Genomic DNA, 18718 nt, shown 5'->3' with positions numbered 1-18718 from the left:
GACTATAACGCAACTTGGTGGGAGCCATCCAGATATATGAATTGATATCTTCGACTATCCACCGAAATGTTCGCACAAAATTCGAATATCGAAACAAATAACAAAAAAACATTCTGAATTCATCGAAGACAAACCTCCTTTCTTGTGAATTTCACCGGGAAACGCCCGGAAAAAGCAAGAAAATGCAATTTTGAAGGACTGGCGCGAAAGCGTCCGACTACACATGAGTACCGATCTCAAAAAGTGGCTTTCTGACCGCAAAATTGAAGAAGTCGAATGTATTGTCCCAGATATGTCCGGGGTGGCGCGAGGCAAGGTTCTGCCAACGCAAAAGTTTTTGCGCGGGCTTGAAGCCAAAAGCCTTGCCATCCCCGAGGCAATTTTTTCCATGACGGTCACCGGGGGTTACCCGGAAGAAACCGATGCGTTTCTGGACCCGGCGGAAAAAGACGTTGTCATGGTACCCGATCCGGAAACTATTCGCGTCGTGCCGTGGTACGAAGAACCGACAGCACAGATTATTTGCGACTGTTACCATTTTTATGGCGACGAGGTGTCGATTTCGCCGCGCCACGTTCTCAAACGCGTATTGGCAGCCTTTGAAGAACGTGGCATGAAGCCGATCATTGCCCCGGAACTTGAATTTTATCTGGTGGCAAAAAACACCGACCCGGACAACCCGCTTGAACCGCCAATCGGTCGTTCGGGCCGCCCGGAACGGGCATCGAACGCCTTTGGCATTGATGCGATCAACGAATTCGATCCGCTGATCGAAGACCTCTATGACTATTGCGAAGCCATGGATATCGACGCCGATACCATGAGCCACGAGTCGGGCCCCGCCCAGCTTGAAATGAACTTCAATCACGGTGCGCCGCTTGAACTGGCCGATCAGGCATTCCTGTTCAAACGCACGCTGCGTGAAACCGCGCTCAAGCACGGGGTCTATGGCACATTCATGGCCAAACCGATGGGCAACCATCCGGGCAGTGCCATGCATATCCATCAGAGCGTCATCGACATCAAAACAGGCAAAAACCTGTTTGCCGATGACAATGGCGACAATTCCCAGATGTTCCTGAACTATGTCGGCGGCCTGCAGCGTTACCTTCCGGCTGCGATGCCGCTTCTGGCACCGAACATGAACAGCTATCGCCGTTTGCAGCCCTGGTCGGATGCGCCGATCAACATGCACTGGTCCCTTGATAACCGTACGGTCGGCCTGCGCCAGCCTAACGGTCCGGCCAATGCTCGCCGCATCGAAAACCGGATTCCGGGTGCCGATGCCAACCCTTATCTGGCGATTGCGGCATCGCTTGCCTGTGGCTTGCTCGGTATTATCGAGGAAATCGACCCGACCGCCCAGATCGAGGGTTCGGGTTATGACCGGGCACATTCCCTACCCCGCCACATCCACGAGGCGCTGGCAAAATTCCATCGGTGCAAACCGCTAAAAGACCTGTTGGGCGAAGAATTTTCGGCCGCGGTTCTGGCCGTCAAGGAAGCCGAATGGGATGCCTACCAGACGGTGATCAGCGCGTGGGAGCGTGAACACCTTCTGCTGAACGTTTGATTGAATTCTTGCGCCGGGGCATCATCCCCGGCGCAAGAATGTTGCATGATGAATGCCTAATTTTTCACTTGATGCGAAAAATGCCCAAAAATCCATCTTGTGTTTGACAAAAACCTGAGGCATTCGAAGGATATGAAGGTCTTGGAGAAAGCAATAACAGGACCTTCAAATTTTCAAACGCTGCCACATGGGAGGCTCAGCGAAATGAAATCACTTCTTAAATCTTCAAGCCTTGTTGTCCTTGCCGCAGCCCTTTCGGGCTTTGCCGCAAGTGCATCGGCACAGGAAGTCCTTAACGTTTATAACTGGTCTGATTATATCGGCGAAGAGACCGTAGCCAATTTCGAAAAGGAATATGGCGTAAAGGTCAATTACGACGTTTATGACAGCAACCAGGTTGTCGAAGCCAAGCTTCTGGCTGGCAATTCGGGTTATGATCTGGTCGTTCCGACGCTGGCCGATGCGCAGCGCCTTATCCAGGCAGGCATCTTCCAGAAAGTCGATAAATCGAAACTGGAAAACTTTGGCAATCTGGACAAGGTGATCCTGAACCAGACCGCCAAATACGACCCGAACAACGACTATGCTGTTCCTTACCTTTGGGGTACCAACGGCATTGGCTATAACGTTGCCAAGGTTCAGGAAGCTCTGGGCGACGATGCACCGCTCGATAGCTGGGCGCTGGTATTTGACCCGCAATATGCCGAAAAGCTGTCGAAATGCGGCCTGACCATGCTTGATGATCCGGGCGAGATCGTGCCGCTGGTCAACTTCTATCTCGACAAACCGGATTCCAAGCAGTCGAACGAAGACATCGAAGCCGCGATGGCCGAACTCGAAAAAGTCCGTCCCTACATCACCTATTTCCACAGCTCGCAATACATCAACGACCTTGCCAATGGTAACGTCTGCGTATCTATCGGCTGGTCGGGTGACGTTGGCCAGGCCGCCCTTCGCGCAGAAGAAGCCGGCAACGGCAACGAGATCAAATACGTGATTCCGAAGGAAGGCACGCTGATCTGGTTTGACGTGATGATGATCCCGGCCGATGCGCCGAACCCGGAATTGGCCCACAAATTCATTGATTACATCCTGCGTGCCGATGTCGGTGCAGATCTTGCCAACTATGTCGAATATGCCAGCCCGAACGAAGCGGCCATGGAATTCATCGACGAAGATCTGAAATCCGATCCGGGCGTTTACCCGTCACAGGAAGTCAAGGAACGCCTGCGCTCCAAGATCGAGCCGGGTCCGAAAGAACTGCGTACCCGTACCCGTCTGTGGACCAAGCTTAAAACCGGTCAGTAATCGATCCGGTTGATATCGAAACCTGTCAAAGGGGCGCTGCAGTCATGCGGCGCCCCTTTTGCATGACGGTGATATACGGCTGCGGCATTGTGACTCGCGATGGTGTGCGTGAAACCGCGCAAGGCACCCAGGCAGGACAGCAGGAAATGAAACCGCGAACAATGCCCATTTTCTGAACACCCCTGCTGACTTTTCCGCCATTTATCGCAACATTGGTCACAAAACGTTCAAAATATCGCACACCCCTCTTTACAGATTGTGGAATTACTTCATCCTGTTAATCAGGAAAAACCAAAACATCGGACGGCACGTCAAACGCAATCGGACTGAAAAGACCAGCCGGGCATGTCGCCCGATGTTTTGGGTATATCTCGACAACAAACAAGGGGAGAAGCTTGGTGTCGCAGGGGGCTTTGCAGAAAGCACACGAGGATGTGCACAAGACTCAGCCTTGGAACAATCCCGACGCGGTCCCGTTTATCCGTTTCGAGAATGTGACCAAGAAATTCGGCGACTTTTATGCCGTCGATGATGTGTCGCTTGATATTTACCGGCATGAATTGTTTGCCCTTCTGGGCGGATCGGGTTGCGGCAAAACAACGCTTTTGCGCATGCTGGCCGGGTTCGAGGAACCGACAGCAGGTAAAATCTTCATCGATGGTGTCGATATGGCCGGGGTCCCGGCCTATGAACGCCCGACCAACATGATGTTCCAGTCCTATGCCCTGTTCCCGCACATGACAGTTGAACAGAATGTGGCCTTTGGCCTGCATCAGGACGGATTGCCGAAATCGGAAATCCGCACACTGGTTTCCGATATGCTGGCCCTTGTGCAGATGACCAAGTTTGCCAAACGCAAACCCCATCAGCTTTCCGGCGGCCAGCGCCAGCGTGTTGCACTGGCACGATCCCTTGTCAAAAAACCCAAGGTGCTTCTGCTCGACGAACCGCTGGGTGCGCTTGATAAAAAGCTGCGTGAACAGACGCAGTTCGAACTGGTCAACATTCAGGAAAAGGTCGGCACTACCTTCGTCATGGTCACCCATGATCAGGAAGAAGCCATGACCATGGCATCACGCATTGCCGTGATGAATGAAGGCGTGATCCGTCAGCTTGGCACCCCGTTCGAGCTTTACGAATATCCCAACAGCCGCTTTACAGCGAACTTCCTGGGTCAGGTAAACCTGATCGAGGGAACGCTTGTTGATGACGATGAAAAATACGCGGTCATCCAGTCCGACGATGCCGGTGGCGAGATTTATATCGACCACGCCGTTCAGGGCCACGAAGGTGCGACACTTTGGATCGCGCTCCGCCCGGAACGCTTGCGTCTGCTGACCGAACAGCCGACCGATACGAAATACAATTGCCTGTCGGGCAAGGTCGAGGAAATCGGCTATCTCGGTGGGCTGTCGACTTACCATGTGCGCCTTGACAGCGGCTTCCGCATCAAGGTCACCGAACCCAATTCCAGCCGCCATGTCGAACCGCGTTACACGTGGGAAGATCGCGTTTGGGTGACGTGGGAGGCCGGGGCTGCTTCGGTTCTGAACCAATGAGCAGTGACAAGCCAACCCTTAAACAACGTTATGATCGCCTGATGCTCAAGCACGGCCGGGTCATTGTGATCGGCCTGCCCTATCTCTGGCTGATGCTGTTCTTCCTGATCCCGTTCCTGATCGTGCTCAAGATCAGCTTCGCCACCGCCGAATATGCCCAGCCGCCCTATAGCGCGCTGTTCACGTGGATTGACGAAGGCGTCAATATCACGATCAATTTCGGCAATTACCTATTCCTGCTTAGCGACAGCCTTTATATCTCGGCCTATCTGAATTCGATCCGGATTGCGGCGATTTCAACCGTCATCACGCTTCTGATCGGCTATCCGATGGCTTATGGCATTGCGCGCGCGCAAGGATCGCTTCGCAGTGTCCTTCTGATGATGGTGATCCTGCCCTTCTGGACCAGCTTCCTGATCCGGGTTTATGCCTGGATCGGCATTCTGGACCGCGAGGGGTTGATCAATGCCCTGCTGTTGAACCTTGGCATCATTTCCGAGCCGCTGATCATGCGCCAGACCGAATTCGCGGTCTATATCGGCATTGTCTATACCTACCTGCCCTTCATGATCTTGCCGCTTTATTCCACGCTGGAAAAAATGGATGTCAGCCTGATCGAGGCTGCCCTGGATCTTGGCTGCAAGCCATGGCAGGCTTTCATGAAGGTAACATTGCCGCTCTCCATGCCCGGCATTCTGGCGGGATCACTTCTGGTATTCATTCCATCCGTTGGCGAATTCGTTATTCCGGAACTCCTCGGCGGGCCAAATACCCTGATGATCGGCCGGACATTGTGGAACGAATTCTTTGCCAACCGTGACTGGCCGATTGCGTCCTCGGTCGCGATTGCCATGCTGCTGTTCCTTGTCGTGCCGATCATGTGGTTCCAGCATATCCAGACCAAGCAGGAGGAGAACGGACAATGACCGGCAAACGTTCGACTTTCCTTCTAAGTGCTCTGGTGTTCGGCTTTGCATTCCTCTATGTGCCGATACTGCTTGTGATCATTTACTCGTTTAACGAGGGCAAGCTTGTGACCGTTTGGACCGGCTTCTCGTTCAAATGGTATGTGTCGCTGTTTTCCAATGACGGCATGATTGATGCGGCCTGGAACAGCCTTCGGATCGGGGTGATGTCGGCAACGCTGGCATTGGCTGTCGGGACCCCTGCCGGGCTTGTCATGTCCCGCTTTGGCCGGTTCAAGGGCCGCACCCTGTTTTCGGGTATGGTTGCCGCCCCGCTTGTCATGCCCGAAGTCATCACCGGCCTGTCATTGCTGCTGCTGTTTGTTACCCTTGAACAGCTTATCGGCTGGCCGGCCGGGCGTGGCGTTACCACGATCGTGATCGCGCATACGACCTTCTGTGCGGCCTATGTCGCGGTTGTCGTGCAATCACGTCTGGCGGGTATGGATACCTCGGTCGAAGAAGCCGCCATGGACCTTGGCGCAAAACCGGCAAAGATTTTCTTTGTGATTACGCTGCCAATGATCCTGCCGGCACTTCTCGCTGGCTGGCTGCTGTCTTTCACCCTGTCGCTTGATGATCTGGTGATTGCAAGCTTCGTCGCCGGTCCTGGTTCCACCACCCTGCCGATGAAGGTTTTCTCGTCCGTACGACTTGGCGTTTCACCGGAAATCAACGCGCTCGCAACGCTCATCATCCTTGCGGTATCGGTGATGATCGTGATTTCGAGCCTGCTGATCCTGCGATCCGAACGCGCACGCACCCGATCCATGAACCAGGCGACAATCGACAACTGATCCGATGTTGCCCAAAACAAAAAGCAGCACCTTCAAGGGTGCTGCTTTTTTTATGATCCGGATGGAAAATCCGAATACAAACCCAAATCAGGCCTGATTCTGTTCCGCCATCTGCCGCAGGAATTCACGGCATTTCATGCCCGGCGCAAGGACACGCCAATAAGACACAACGGCTTCTTCGGCTGCCACACTGAAATCGATAATCAGGTTATCCAACGCGTTCTGGCGCATCAGTTCGGCAACACGATCCGGAATCTGTGACATCTGCCACATGCCAATCACCAATGCATAGGATGTACGCATCAGCTTGTTGGCATCTTCGGGCGTGATGGCATAAAGCTCGGACAGGGCATCGGCTGTACGTTTGACCATTGAAGAAACAAATCTTCGATGGCTAAGCACGGCTTCATCATCCGTCCCCTGTTCCAGAACCCCTTGTGACAGGGATGCCAGATGCAGGAACTGCTTCCGCTTGACCAGATATTGCACGAATTGCAGTGCAACGCGTGCCGAATCCCGCTCTTCGGGACGCCGCAACGCTTCCTGTTCAATCACTTCAAGATTGTTTTCAAACCACCCCTTCAGGAATCCGCGCAGGACTTCCAGAAAAAGGGCTTCCTTGCTTGAAAAATAAAGATATAGCGTGCCTTTGGCGAGGTTTGCCTTCTTGGCGACTTCGGCTGCCGATGGCAGTTGTCCGTCCCCCTCAAGGTAAAGCGCCTCGGCCGCGACAAGTATATCGTTTCTACGTTTAAGCTTTTGCTCGTGGCTACGCGCACGAACAAGACATTCGTTTTCCATAGAGAATTATTCCCCCAACATTCTCCCTGACCTTATATTAATGCCTTTTAATTCATTCAAAAGTCAAATCGCGCGGCGACTTTTGATAGAAAAAATCAAAGAAACTTTTATGTAACAAACAGTTCGCCTGTGTTTTTTGAACGCGCGATAGATGAACATTGGTCACCATATCTCAATCAAGGAACGTTTTGGCGCACAAAATCGAAAAATCCGTACAGATTTGATTCGCTGCGGCTGCGAACTGGAACGGAGAATCAGACCGGCAGTTCGGTCGTGCGTTTGACTTCGCGCAGCGTGATGATGGTCTGAACACGTTCCACACCCGGAAGCTGGGTCAGAACCTCGCTATGTATGCGTTCATAGTCGGCTGTGTTACTGTAGACCACATGCACCAGATAATCGCTTTGCCCGGCCAGCAGATAGCATTCTACCACCTCGGGCACTGACTGAATTTCCTTTTCAAAGGTTTCAAGCGCCTCGCGGGTCTGGCGCGCGATCGAGATATTGACGAATGCATTGCCCGGTTTGCCGATGCGGGCCGGATTAAGCAGCATGGTGTAACGGTCAATCAGACCGGCTTCTTCCAGAAGCCGGACACGGCGCAAACAGGCCGACGCCGACAGATTGACCTTTTCGGCCAGTTCGGCGTTGCTGATACGGCCATCGCGTTGAAGCAGCCGCAGGATCATCCGGTCACGTTCGTCCATCTGCATTTCGAATATTCTCCCTGCCTGAAGCGGATTTTTTAAAATTATATAGCATTAATACCACCAAACTCACCGATGATTGAAGGGAAATTGCCACAATTTTCGGGTATCCTGCATAGACAACTAAAAACGGGACAACCCGTTATCGCTGCCACGTTTGTCCGGGAGAAACACAATGCTTATTGGCATTCCGAAAGAAATCAAAAACCATGAATATCGCGTCGGCCTGACCCCAAGTTCCGTGCGTGAAGTCACGGCACACGGGCATGATGTGATCATCGAAACCAATGCTGGTACCGGTATCGGTTGCAGCAACGATGATTACCTCGCAGCCGGCGCAAAAATCGTCGACACCGCGGCCGAAATCTTTGCCAAATCCGAAATGGTCGTAAAGGTCAAGGAACCGCAGAAAGTCGAATACGAGCAGCTCCGCGAAGGGCAGCTTCTGTTTACCTATCTTCATCTTGCACCCGATCCCGAACAGACCGCAGGTCTGGTCAAATCCGGTGTGACGGCGATTGCCTATGAAACCGTTACCGATAAAAATGGTGGCCTGCCATTACTGGCCCCGATGTCCGAAGTTGCCGGGCGCATGGCACCGCAGGTTGGGGCTGCTGCCCTGCAAAAGGCCAATGGCGGGCGTGGCATGTTGCTGGGCGGTGTGCCCGGCGTTGCCCCGGCCAAGGTCGTTGTAATCGGCGGCGGTGTTGTCGGCACCAATGCCGCCCGCATTGCTGCGGGCATGGGCGCGGACGTCATCATTCTCGACAAGAATGTCAAACGCCTGACACAGATTGACGATCTGTTTGGCCCACGCATCAAAACGCAATATGCCACCATCGATGATACCGAGGCACTGGTCTATGATGCCGACATGGTTGTCGGCGCGGTCCTGATCCCGGGTGCCGCGGCACCGAAACTGATCCACAAGGACCAGCTTTCAAAAATGAAGCCGGGTTCGGTGATTGTCGATGTCGCGATTGATCAGGGCGGCTGCTTTGAAACATCCAAAGCCACCACCCATGCCGATCCGACCTATATCGTCGATGACGTGGTGCATTACTGCGTTGCCAACATGCCCGGCGCAGTGGCCCGCACATCGACTTTTGCGCTCAATAACGCAACCCTGCCCTTTACCCTGGCACTGGCCGACAAGGGCTGGAAAAAAGCCTGCCAGGAAGATCCCCATCTGGCCGCAGGGCTCAACGTTCACGAAGGTCGCATCACCTATGAGGCCGTCGCGCGTGATCTTGGCTACGATTACCTGCCCCTTGACCGGGTGCTTGCGTAAACCAGCTTAATCCAACCTCCCGGCGGGGCTAGTCACCCTGCCCGAGCAAACCCCGCCAGTCAGTTTGGCGGGGTTTGTTGTCTCAGGCTGTGCTAGCATTACCGAAAAGACATACGGGATGAAACAACCATGGAAATATCGATGCTGATCGGGGCGATGGTCGCGGCCGCCATCTATACCCTGACACCCGGCCCGGCCTTTTTGGCAATGCTGGGCATCGGCGCCGCACAGGGCCGCCGGGCAAGTGCCGGCTTCCTGTTCGGGCATTTTGCCGGGGATATCATGTGGGCCAGTCTGGCGCTGGTGGCGATCATCGGGTCACGCGTCCTTGATCCGATGGTGTTTGATATTCTGGCGATGATTTGCGGGGTCTACCTGTTCTGGCTTGGTGTCCGGGCCGTCACCGCCAAGCGCAAGGTCGACGGTGCGGTCAATATTACCGTGCGCCGTCCGTGGCGACGCGGCTTTATCTTCGGGATCACCAATCCCAAGGGATATCCGGTCGCGGTTGCGATGTTCACAGCCCTTCTGGCACAGGATGCCGCATCGCTTGGCTGGGACAGCATGACAGGGCTTTTGCTGGCCTCTGCCGTCGGGTTTCTGATTGCCGATCTGATCCTGATCTGGGTTGTCGGGCTTGGGATTTTGCGCCGGGCCTATCAGCGCCATGAAATCTGGATCGTGCGCGCCACCGGGGTTCTGTTTATTGGTTTTGCCGTGCAGGCAATCACGAGTGCTCTTCTCGGCCCAGAAGCAGAAGGAAGCAGCAATATACCTTATAGTATTAGGAAGAATACCAACAGTTTTTAATCAACATCCTCTTTCCTCAATAGAGATATGATCTTAAAAAATACAAAAAAGTCTAATCACTTTCCAAGGCCTCAGAAAACATAACCCGGTCTATTCCCCAGTAATCTAGCAAGCAATACAAAACACCGCGAAGATCTGCACTGGCGGTACCATGGAAAGAAGGCTTTCTTGACATAGCTAAATTTTCGAACTCTCTGGCAACATGAAATAAATTTCGAGAAACTTCATTCTTTGAGAAAAAATCAGCCAAAATTGAGGTTTTCATTTGAGCCAATTGATTTTCAACACTTATTCTAACTTGTCGTGAAATGGATGGACCGTCATTTACATGTTGCTCGACCAGCCCCATCGCGATATTCAACACCTTTCTTAAACCAGCATTCCCCCTCGATCCATAAGTAAATCCATCTTTGATCAGCGCACCACGCTCAGGCTGCTCAAGGAAAGATATTTCCTTCATGCAATAGTCAATTGCAACAGATATGAAAGAACAAACAAGATACAAACATCTAAGCGCAGTCTCTCGATGTTTTCCCCGTGTAACAGACTGCTCAGCAAAGAACCTAGCTTGCGTCAACCATTCGTTACAACTATCAAATGACAATGATTTAGCGAGAAGACTCTTAGACAGCTCCAACCTTCCCTTCCAATCTCCATCTAATTTACTTAGAGAATATTCGTTTATTCTCGAAAAGAACTCTTCATCGGATAATCGCATCAAATTCGGATCATCCGAATTGGCAAGTCTGCTTAAGAACTTTCCATCTAGAACAAGAACACCAATCTCCCGCCCAAAATCTTTGACTTCTTGACGCTTCTCTGTTGTTGCAACGATAGCGTTTGTCGCTTTTGTTGCGATACGAAGCCCCTGAACCCAAAAAATGCGTTCGATAGCCTGAGGAGTTTTCTTATTTTTTGAGTCTACTAGAGTGACTTCACGAGACACAGAAGATGTCCGACTATATAACCACAAATCTATGTCGGTAACGTCAAACCCTTCGTAAACAAATGGAACTCCACGGACGACATAGTAACCTGCTTTAAGGAAATACCCTCGCAGCAACTCCTCCATCTTAAGGCCTTTAGATAAATTACTTTGATTTTTACTCACAATCCGCCCCCTGTTCTGAGAACAGCCAGCATATCATTAGTAGCTTTGGGGCTCATTTTGGTTTGTCTCCTGCGGACGATTTCGCGGTTTGCCTCCGGCCCCTTGAATAAGGTAACGGCAGCAGTTGGCAGCGAGCTTATAGAATGCTCACTTACATCCCCTTGATTAATAGCTTGCAGAGCAAGCTCACCAACTTCTTTCTTAAGCAAACGCAACATAGGTCCCGAGCGCCCCTTCTTAGTTCCGTGCCGAACCTCTACTACTCCCTTTAATTCAAGCACTTTATAATCTTGAGCGATGGCACGAACTGGCCCAACACTCTCGCCTCTAACCAAAGCACTCAATAAGGCTTCAACCATCTGAATTTGCCCACGCTCGTAGGCGCTCTTAGTCATGCCATAGGTAACCGAGCTAACGAAAGCCTTTGCGAGATCGAAAGCGTCATCAACCATCGAACTGCTGTATTTTGAGAAAGCAGAGGGCAAGGTCAAGAATCCGACATCCTCAGTAGAATTACTGACAACGCTGATATCAAATAGTCCAATAGCCGTAACTTTTTGAAAAAGGTTTTCACCAAGAAAATGTTTTGCTGCATCAACGCTAATACACGCTTTCTTTCGCAAGTTTTCCGTAAAATCACTTAAAATCAACTGCTCATTCTCCTTTAGAGAATCAAGAACATTTTTAATTTTCTGGGTAGATTCACGACGAAATAAGTTACCATTAAATAACAGCGTTTCACTTTTACTTAGTCTTTCAGTATCGACAAATCCGATTTGCTCCGCATCAGAAAGCAATTGACTGATTTCTGGCTTCGCCAATTTATACATGTCGGCCAAATCTTCCGAAACGTCATCAGCAAGTATCGGAGATAGCGACGCGCGCTCAGCAAGCGCAATAGTGGCCGTCTCGGTTGGACTTGGAGTCAGAGAATCGAAAATGTCGGAAGTATGCTGCAATGCAGTTGCCGTTGTAACGCCAAGCACTGCAATTCCACTAGATGACTTATCAATAAGTTGCTGTTGCTGCAATACTTCAACGAGCTTAGGAAGTTCAAATGTTGTATTGATGTTGGCAGCTTTTGCCAACACCTCCAATCTATCATTATTAACTGTGATTTGTTTATTCGCTGAGATAGCTGACAGCAGTATACCGGCCTTACCCGCCAAATAGGTGTTTTCATAACCAGATTGGTTCGTAACCCCGTGTAGTTTATTTGTGTGGTGGATCAACCAAGACCCTTTTGTTTTTTTGTCCATTTCCCACCTCAGCCATCTACATCTTGCGCCCAAAAAGTAGAATTCCTAAAATCTGACAAAGAAGTTTAAAGGAACATCATTACTAGATAACACACACTATTGATCACCTAAAGCGTGTATTTATATCATTTATTATACCATTCTCTGTTGTGTGAACGGGCACTATTTTAACGTTTTGCTCATAAAGAAAAAGACCGGAGCTCCAATTCCTGCGCTCCGATCTCTTTGCTTAACTCTTAACGAAATTCGAAATCAGCTAACCACCCACCTGCGTCACATCGCGAACCGCACCCTGATCGGCACTGGTTGCAAGCGCAGCATAGGCCCGAAGGGCCGTTGTGACCTTGCGCTTGCGCGGCTTGGCCGGTTTCCAAGCATCCTTGCCCTTGGCTTCCATTTCCTGACGGCGTGCCGCCAGAACCGCATCGTCGACCGCAATTTTGATCGAACGGTTCGGAATATCGATTTCGATCATATCACCTGGCTCGATCAGGGCAATTTCACCGCCTGCCGCCGCTTCGGGCGATACATGGCCAATCGAAAGACCCGACGTCCCGCCCGAGAAACGGCCATCAGTCACAAGCGCGCAGGCCTTACCCAGCCCCATCGATTTCAGATAGCTGGTCGGATACAGCATTTCCTGCATGCCCGGACCACCTTTGGGCCCTTCATAACGGATGACAACAACATCGCCTTCCTTGACCTCACCACCCAGAACCTTGGCGACCGCCTCGTCCTGGCTTTCGCAAATCACGGCCGGACCGGTGAATTTCAGAATGCTTTCATCCACACCACCGGTCTTGACGATGCAACCATTGGTCGCAAAATTACCAAACAGAACCGCAAGACCGCCATCCTGACTGTAAGCATGCGCAACGTCGCGAATACAGCCTTCTTTTTCATCAAGGTCGAGATCATCCCAGTAACGTTCCTGACTGAACGCGGTCTGGGTCGGAATACCGCCCGGCATGGCGCGATAGAACTTTTGGACGGCTTCGTTCTTGGTGCGTTTGATGTCCCACTTTTCCAAGGCATCGGCCATGGTTTTGGCATGTACGGTCGAAACATCGGTATGGAGCAAACCGGCACGATCCAGTTCGCCCAGAATACGCATGATACCGCCCGCACGATGAACATCTTCCATGTGGAATTTCGGGTGGTTTGGCGCCACTTTCGAAAGATAAGGGATCTTGCGCGACAGGCGGTCCATATCCGCCATGGTAAAATCGACTTCCGCTTCCTTGGCGATAGCCAGAAGATGAAGAACCGTATTGGTCGAACCGCCCATCGCAATATCAAGCGCCATGGCATTTTCAAAGGCTTCAAACGTCGCGATGCCGCGCGGGGTCGCGGTAACGTCTTCTTCCTCGTAATAACGGCGCGCCAGCTTGACGGATGTGCGCGCTGCCTCAAGGAACAGTTCCTGGCGCGCGGCATGCGTTGCCAGCACCGAACCGTTACCCGGAAGTGCAAGACCAAGAGCCTCGGCCAGACAGTTCATCGAGTTGGCGGTAAACATCCCCGAACACGAACCACAGGTCGGACATGCCGACCGTTCGACAACAGCAACCTGTTCGTCCGAGATTTTCGGATCGGCGGCTTCGACCATCGCATCAACAAGGTCAAGATGACGTTCCTGACCATTGATGGTGACCTTCCCGGCCTCCATCGGGCCACCGGAAACGAAAACCGCCGGAACGTTAAGGCGCATGGCAGCCATCAGCATGCCCGGCGTGATCTTGTCACAGTTGGAAATGCAGACCATCGCATCCGCGCAATGAGCATTGACCATATATTCGACGGAATCAGCGATGATTTCACGCGAGGGCAGGCTGTAAAGCATGCCGTCATGGCCCATCGCAATACCATCATCAACGGCAATGGTATTGAATTCCTTGGCAACACCACCGGCGGCTTCGATTTCGCGTGCCACCATCTGACCAAGGTCTTTAAGGTGAACGTGGCCGGGGACGAACTGGGTAAAGCTGTTGACGACCGCAATGATCGGCTTGTCAAAGTCTTCATCCTTCATGCCCGTGGCGCGCCAAAGGCCGCGCGCACCGGCCATATTGCGGCCATGGGTGGTTGTACGGGACCGATATTCCGGCATGGTCGAACCTCTCTATCTTCGCGGGGTATTTATCATTGTCACATATTTAGGGCTTCTAGCACAGTCTTCGCGCCCAATGACAGTTTTTTGCCCGAAAATTTCGTGTTTTTGCGCCATATGGAACGAATGCTACCTGAAAGATAGCCGCCCTTTCCAAGACAGCACTTTCAATCACCGGGTTAAGTTTCGGGAATTCCACCACCTTCCCCTAGCCAACCTACCCGAAAGACCCAAAATGCTATCCCATTAGATAGGCGACGGCCTCGACCACAATCCATATCTTAATAGGTGATTATCGCCGCCAGGCGATTCTCCCACTCCCATTCTCACCCCGGCCTGCTTGCAGGCTCGGGGTTTTTTTTATGCTTTTTCCGGCGCCATCATTCTTTTTCCTGAAACGATGAAATGCTTTAAAGCAATGACAGGACGTTCCTTTTTCTGCATGCTGCCCCATATGACAGCGATCAGGACTGTCCATCTTACGAGGTAAAGCATATCAATGTCGGCCGATCTCAAGACCCTGCTCAGGCGTGGACTAAGCGCGCATGAAGGCAACCGTCCTGATGAGGCCGAGAAGATTTACCGTCGTGCCCTGTCGCTTTCGCCCGGAAATCCCGAAGTCGAACATCTGCTGGCGACTCTTCTGACCGGCATTGATCGCCACCGCGAGGCGCTTGAACTGTTTGATAGCTGCCTGCCCCGGCTTGGTGCCAATCCTGCAGTTCGGTGCAATTTCGCGATTGCACTGGAACGCGCCGGGCAGATCGAAAAGGCCATCGACGAATTCCGCCAGGCCATCAGCTATCACGGCGATTTCCCCACTGCCCTTTATCATCTCGCCCGCCTTGAAATGCCGCGCGGCCATATCGGGCAGACTGTGGACCTTCTGGGGCGGTTGCTGGGCCTTAAACCAGATCATTACGAAGGCCTTTTGTTATTTGGCGAGGCATTGCACGCACTGGGACAGGAAGAGGCCGCACTCGCGTCGCTTGATCGCGCTGCCGAGGCCGCCGGCATCACCCCCGATATGATTTGCCGTGTCGGGGATGTGTCGCTGCGGCTTGGCTATCCCGGCATGGCGCAAAACCTGTATCAACGCGCGCTTAGCATCGATCCCCGCAATGTCCCTGCGTTGCACGGTTTGGGCCGCGCGCTCTCAGCACAGGGCGATTATGCCAAGGCGATCGCGATCCTTAAAACCGCCAAGCGCCTTGCCAAGGGCAGGATAGAAATCGATCTTGAAATTGCCGATATCGAATTGCGCTGCGGCGATATCGCAAGCGCGATTGCCGAACTGACCGTTCTTGTGGAAAAACACCCGGCAAATGCCGCGGTCCACACCGCCCTTCTGGCTGCCGTTGCCAAGCTGCCTGATATCGGCGGGGTCGAATATCTTAAACAGGCCCGCCAATGGGCACGCAGCCACATGCCAGCCTTGCCCGAGCCGAACTTCACCAACAGCAAACAGGTCGATAAACGGCTTCGCATCGGATGGCTGTCACCGCATTTTTGCGAACATGCTTCCTTCGCCCTGCTGTCCAGCGTTGCTCGGCACCTTAACCGCAACGAGGTCGAACTGTTTCTGTATTCGGCCACCCCGCGCCCGGACCAAACCACCCGTTCATGGCAGGTCATGGCCGATGGCTGGCGCGAGGTTTACGGCCAAAGCCCGCTTCAGATCGCTGAGCGCATCCGCAAGGACAGGATCGACATCCTGTTTGACCTGACCGGTCCGGTCGCAAATCAGCCGATCACGGTATTTGCCCATCGCGCTGCCCCGGTTCAGGCCAGTATCGCTCCGATGACAACCGGCATCAGCCAGATGGATTATATCCTTGTCCATCATCGTGCGATCCCGGCCAAACCTGCCGAAAACAAGCTGTTTTGCGAAAATGTGCAGCATCTGGGATCAGGACCTTTCGCCTATGCCGGTGCCGATGATGCCGCGCCCCTAAGCCTCCTTCCGGCGGCAATTGACGAGGTCGTGACCTTTGGCTGCTTTGACCAATTATCAAACATCAGCGACGCCAGCCTGAACTGCTTTGCGCGTGTTTTAAACAAGATCAAGGGCAGCCGCCTTGTCATTCAGGATGATGTTCTAGGCGACGCCTTTGCCAGAAAGACGATGCTGGATCGGCTGAGGCAGGCAGGGCTGCACTCGGATCGCGTCAATCTGATTGGTACGGTCAGTCCCGAAGACAAACCCGATCTTTACGCCCGGATTGATATCGGCTTGGCCCCGTTCCCGATGATCGATATCGCGCGCTATTTTGATATGCTCTGGCACGGTATTCCGTTTGTCACGATGGCCGGAGAAACACCGGCATCCCGCACGGGCCTTTGCCTGCTATCCGATGTCGGGCTTGATGCACTGGCGGCAGAAACGCAGAAAGGCTACGTCGAAAAGGCCCTCCTTCTGACACAGGATATCAACGCCCTTACCACCATTCGGGCCGGCATGCGCGACCGGATGAAAAACAGCAAAGCCATGAGCGGCCACGCCGCCGCCCGCGAGCTTGAAGAAGCCTGTCGGGATATGTGGAAAACCTGGTGCGCGTTATGATGCGCCTAACGCGCCAGAACACCGCGCGCGAATAATTCCGAGACAGCCGCCAGCAAATCATCGGCGATAAAGTCGGCTTCTGCCGCCTCAGGCCAGGTGGTTTCCTTTGCCCCGTGCCCTGTCCGCACGATCACCGCGTGGGTTCCGGCCGCACGTCCGGCACGGATATCATTGATGCGATCCCCGATCAGAACACTGTCAGGCAGCGAAATCGCAAAATCCTCGGCTGCGGCAAGGATCATGGCCGGGCCCGGTTTTCGACATTCGCTGTCTCGGCGATACTCCTCAATCCCATCCGGATGATAGGGTGAATAATAAATCCCCTGCACTGATGCCCCCGCACGCGACAGCATCGCAATCATCGCCTCGTGCAGATCACGAAGACCCTCTTCGGACAGATAGCCACGCGCCACCGCCGACTGGTTGGTCACGATCACAACCGGAATACCGGCATCGTTAAGCTGCTTGATCGCGCTGGCGGTTCCGGGGATCAGGGCAAGATCATCAATCTTTGACAGGTAATGAACCTCTTCATTCACCACCCCATCACGATCGAGAAAAACCGCAGGCACAGGATTGCGCTGATCGCGCCAGCGCGGAGCCGGATCGATGAAATGGCGATGAACGAAATCGTATTTCCTGTGGCTCATGTCGAACACTGTATCTTGTCTAGCTGCGCCAATATCGCGCTACCATGCACCATCAGCATCCGGAATGACAAGTTTTCACGACGCAGGTTTGCGTCGACTTATCGCGATGCGGAAAACCAACTGGTATTACCATTATTCGCTTGCCCCGCGACTATCGGTCATGACAATTTCACCCGGGGCCATTTGGGCCAAGCCATCTGGGGATACTGAATTTCATGTTTGCCGATATCTTTGCCATTCTTGCACCGGTTTTCATAACCACGGGTCTTGGTTATATCTGGGCACGATCCGGCAGACATTTCGATACGGGCCTGGTGACATCCATCGTCACCTATTTTGCGACCCCCTGCCTGACCTTTGCAGCCCTTGCCACGGTCGACCTTGGTGCGGATGCGCTGGTATCAATGGGGACTGCCGCCCTTGCCGCGAACATCATTTTCGTCCTGATCGGCTGGCCAATCCTGAAAGTTTTCAAACTGGCCCCGCGGACCTATCTGCAATCGCTGGCCTGGCCGAATGTCGGCAATGTCGGTCTGCCGCTTTGCATGCTGGCTTACGGGCAGGATGGTCTGGCACTGTCGGTTGCGTTTTTTGCTGTTTACGTGGTTTTGCAACTGACCATCGGGGTGGCGTTCGTTTCGGGCAGTTTCTCGCTTAAATCGATCATCAAGATGCCGATCATCCCGGCAACCCTGATTGCAACAGGCTTCCTTGCGACCAATACCGAAGTCCCCGCATGGCTTTACAATACGACCAACCTGATCGGGCAGCTGACCATTCCGTTAATGCTGTTTACATTGGGTGTGTCACTGGCCCGCCTTCGCCCGGTCAGCCTTGCACGCAGCACCGCGCTTAGCATGCTGCGCCTTGCCATGGGCTTTGCGGTTGGCGTCGGACTTTCCGAAGTCATGGGACTTACCGGGATCGAACGCGGGGTCGTCATCCTGCAATGTTCGATGCCGGTTGCGGTGTTCTGCTATCTGTTTGCGCAGCTTTACAACCGCGAACCCGAAGAAGTTGCCGGTGTTGTCATCAGTTCCAGCTTCCTTGCCGCCATCGCCCTGCCCGGCCTGCTGTGGTACGTGCTCTAGATGTGGAACCTCAATAGGTTGTCCCGGTTTAGGCCGAGACGACTGATAGGAGTCTTGTCTTTTATCCCGCCGTGCGGTCTGTGCCAATTGTAGAGATGGACCCAGAGGGGCAGGTTTTTTGCG

15 protein-coding genes and 1 pseudogene are annotated in these 18718 nt (G+C 53.0%); 9 read left to right on the top strand and 7 right to left on the bottom strand.

All coding sequences use genetic code 11. The features are described 5' to 3' along the window. Nucleotides 1-223 precede the first annotated feature (223 nt). The 5 genes from J7395_RS19440 (at nucleotide 224) to J7395_RS19420 (ending at nucleotide 6202) form a co-directional block, all read left to right on the top strand. Nucleotides 224-1573, top strand: a complete 1350-nt coding sequence (locus tag J7395_RS19440; RefSeq protein WP_062960060.1) for a glutamine synthetase family protein — start codon at nucleotides 224-226, stop codon at nucleotides 1571-1573. A gap of 204 nt (nucleotides 1574-1777) precedes the next feature. Next, the gene (locus J7395_RS19435) at nucleotides 1778-2881 is read left to right on the top strand and encodes a polyamine ABC transporter substrate-binding protein (protein WP_062951704.1); all 1104 of its coding nucleotides are present in this window, start codon (nucleotides 1778-1780) and stop codon (nucleotides 2879-2881) included. 398 nt (nucleotides 2882-3279) lie between these two features. After that, nucleotides 3280-4440 (top strand): polyamine ABC transporter ATP-binding protein, encoded by a 1161-nt coding sequence (potA, locus tag J7395_RS19430; protein ID WP_062951703.1) that lies wholly within the window; start codon nucleotides 3280-3282, stop codon nucleotides 4438-4440. After that, nucleotides 4437-5366 carry an ABC transporter permease subunit gene (locus J7395_RS19425; protein ID WP_062951702.1) on the top strand — a complete coding sequence of 310 codons (930 nt, stop codon included), beginning with the start codon at nucleotides 4437-4439 and terminating at the stop codon, nucleotides 5364-5366. Before potA ends, J7395_RS19425 begins: the two co-directional genes overlap by 4 nt. Continuing rightward, nucleotides 5363-6202 (top strand): ABC transporter permease subunit, encoded by an 840-nt coding sequence (locus J7395_RS19420; RefSeq protein WP_062951701.1) that lies wholly within the window; start codon nucleotides 5363-5365, stop codon nucleotides 6200-6202. The genes J7395_RS19425 and J7395_RS19420 overlap by 4 nt, the downstream gene beginning before the upstream one ends. Nucleotides 6203-6289: 87 nt before the next feature. Here J7395_RS19420 and J7395_RS19415 read toward each other — a convergent pair whose 3' ends face one another. Together J7395_RS19415 and J7395_RS19410 are read right to left on the bottom strand one after the other, a co-directional pair. Continuing rightward, entirely contained in the window at nucleotides 6290-7003 is a 714-nt protein-coding gene (locus J7395_RS19415; RefSeq protein ID WP_062960061.1) for a TetR family transcriptional regulator, read from the bottom strand. A gap of 254 nt (nucleotides 7004-7257) precedes the next feature. Next, nucleotides 7258-7716: an Lrp/AsnC family transcriptional regulator gene (locus tag J7395_RS19410; protein WP_007092109.1), complete on the bottom strand. Its 459-nt coding sequence runs from the start codon at nucleotides 7714-7716 to the stop codon at nucleotides 7258-7260. 169 nt (nucleotides 7717-7885) lie between these two features. Here J7395_RS19410 and ald point away from each other — a divergent pair, with 169 nt between their 5' ends. Both ald and J7395_RS19400 read left to right on the top strand, forming a co-directional pair. After that, nucleotides 7886-9001, top strand: a complete 1116-nt coding sequence (ald, locus tag J7395_RS19405; RefSeq protein WP_209223265.1) for an alanine dehydrogenase — start codon at nucleotides 7886-7888, stop codon at nucleotides 8999-9001. A 129-nt stretch (nucleotides 9002-9130) separates the two neighbouring features. After that, a complete protein-coding gene (locus tag J7395_RS19400; RefSeq protein ID WP_247742309.1) occupies nucleotides 9131-9811 on the top strand; it encodes a LysE family translocator in 681 nt (226 codons plus the stop codon). A 52-nt stretch (nucleotides 9812-9863) separates the two neighbouring features. On the opposite strand, the gene J7395_RS19395 is transcribed toward J7395_RS19400, so the two are convergent. From J7395_RS19395 to ilvD, 3 genes are all read right to left on the bottom strand, one after another. Next, a complete protein-coding gene (locus tag J7395_RS19395; RefSeq protein WP_209223263.1) occupies nucleotides 9864-10922 on the bottom strand; it encodes a hypothetical protein in 1059 nt (352 codons plus the stop codon). Next, on the bottom strand, nucleotides 10919-12181 hold the full coding sequence (locus J7395_RS19390; protein WP_209223261.1) for a hypothetical protein: 1263 nt from the start codon (nucleotides 12179-12181) through the stop codon (nucleotides 10919-10921). Before J7395_RS19390 ends, J7395_RS19395 begins: the two co-directional genes overlap by 4 nt. Before the next feature lie 256 nt (nucleotides 12182-12437). Then, nucleotides 12438-14291, bottom strand: coding sequence for a dihydroxy-acid dehydratase (gene ilvD, locus J7395_RS19385; protein ID WP_209223259.1), 1854 nt, complete (start codon nucleotides 14289-14291; stop codon nucleotides 12438-12440). Between the two features lie 499 nt (nucleotides 14292-14790). Here ilvD and J7395_RS19380 point away from each other — a divergent pair, with 499 nt between their 5' ends. Beyond that, complete coding sequence (locus tag J7395_RS19380) at nucleotides 14791-16854, top strand: tetratricopeptide repeat protein (protein ID WP_209223257.1); 2064 nt, start codon at nucleotides 14791-14793, stop codon at nucleotides 16852-16854. Nucleotides 16855-16859: 5 nt separating this feature from the next. On the opposite strand, the gene J7395_RS19375 is transcribed toward J7395_RS19380, so the two are convergent. Then, nucleotides 16860-17504 (bottom strand): HAD family hydrolase, encoded by a 645-nt coding sequence (locus tag J7395_RS19375; protein WP_209223255.1) that lies wholly within the window; start codon nucleotides 17502-17504, stop codon nucleotides 16860-16862. Nucleotides 17505-17719: 215 nt separating this feature from the next. Between J7395_RS19375 and J7395_RS19370 the strand changes: the two genes are divergently transcribed. Beyond that, complete coding sequence (locus J7395_RS19370) at nucleotides 17720-18595, top strand: AEC family transporter (RefSeq protein WP_062951881.1); 876 nt, start codon at nucleotides 17720-17722, stop codon at nucleotides 18593-18595. Here J7395_RS19370 and J7395_RS19365 read toward each other — a convergent pair. After that, nucleotides 18592-18718, bottom strand: a pseudogene (locus J7395_RS19365) (IS481 family transposase); the annotation flags it as partial. The gene J7395_RS19370 and the pseudogene J7395_RS19365 overlap by 4 nt on opposite strands.

The sequence above is a fragment of the Thalassospira sp. A3_1 genome (genome assembly GCF_017744215.1).
Lineage (GTDB): Bacteria > Pseudomonadota > Alphaproteobacteria > Rhodospirillales > Thalassospiraceae > Thalassospira > Thalassospira lucentensis_A.
Note: the sequence above shows the minus strand (reverse complement) of the source record. Positions and strands in the feature narration are given on the sequence as shown.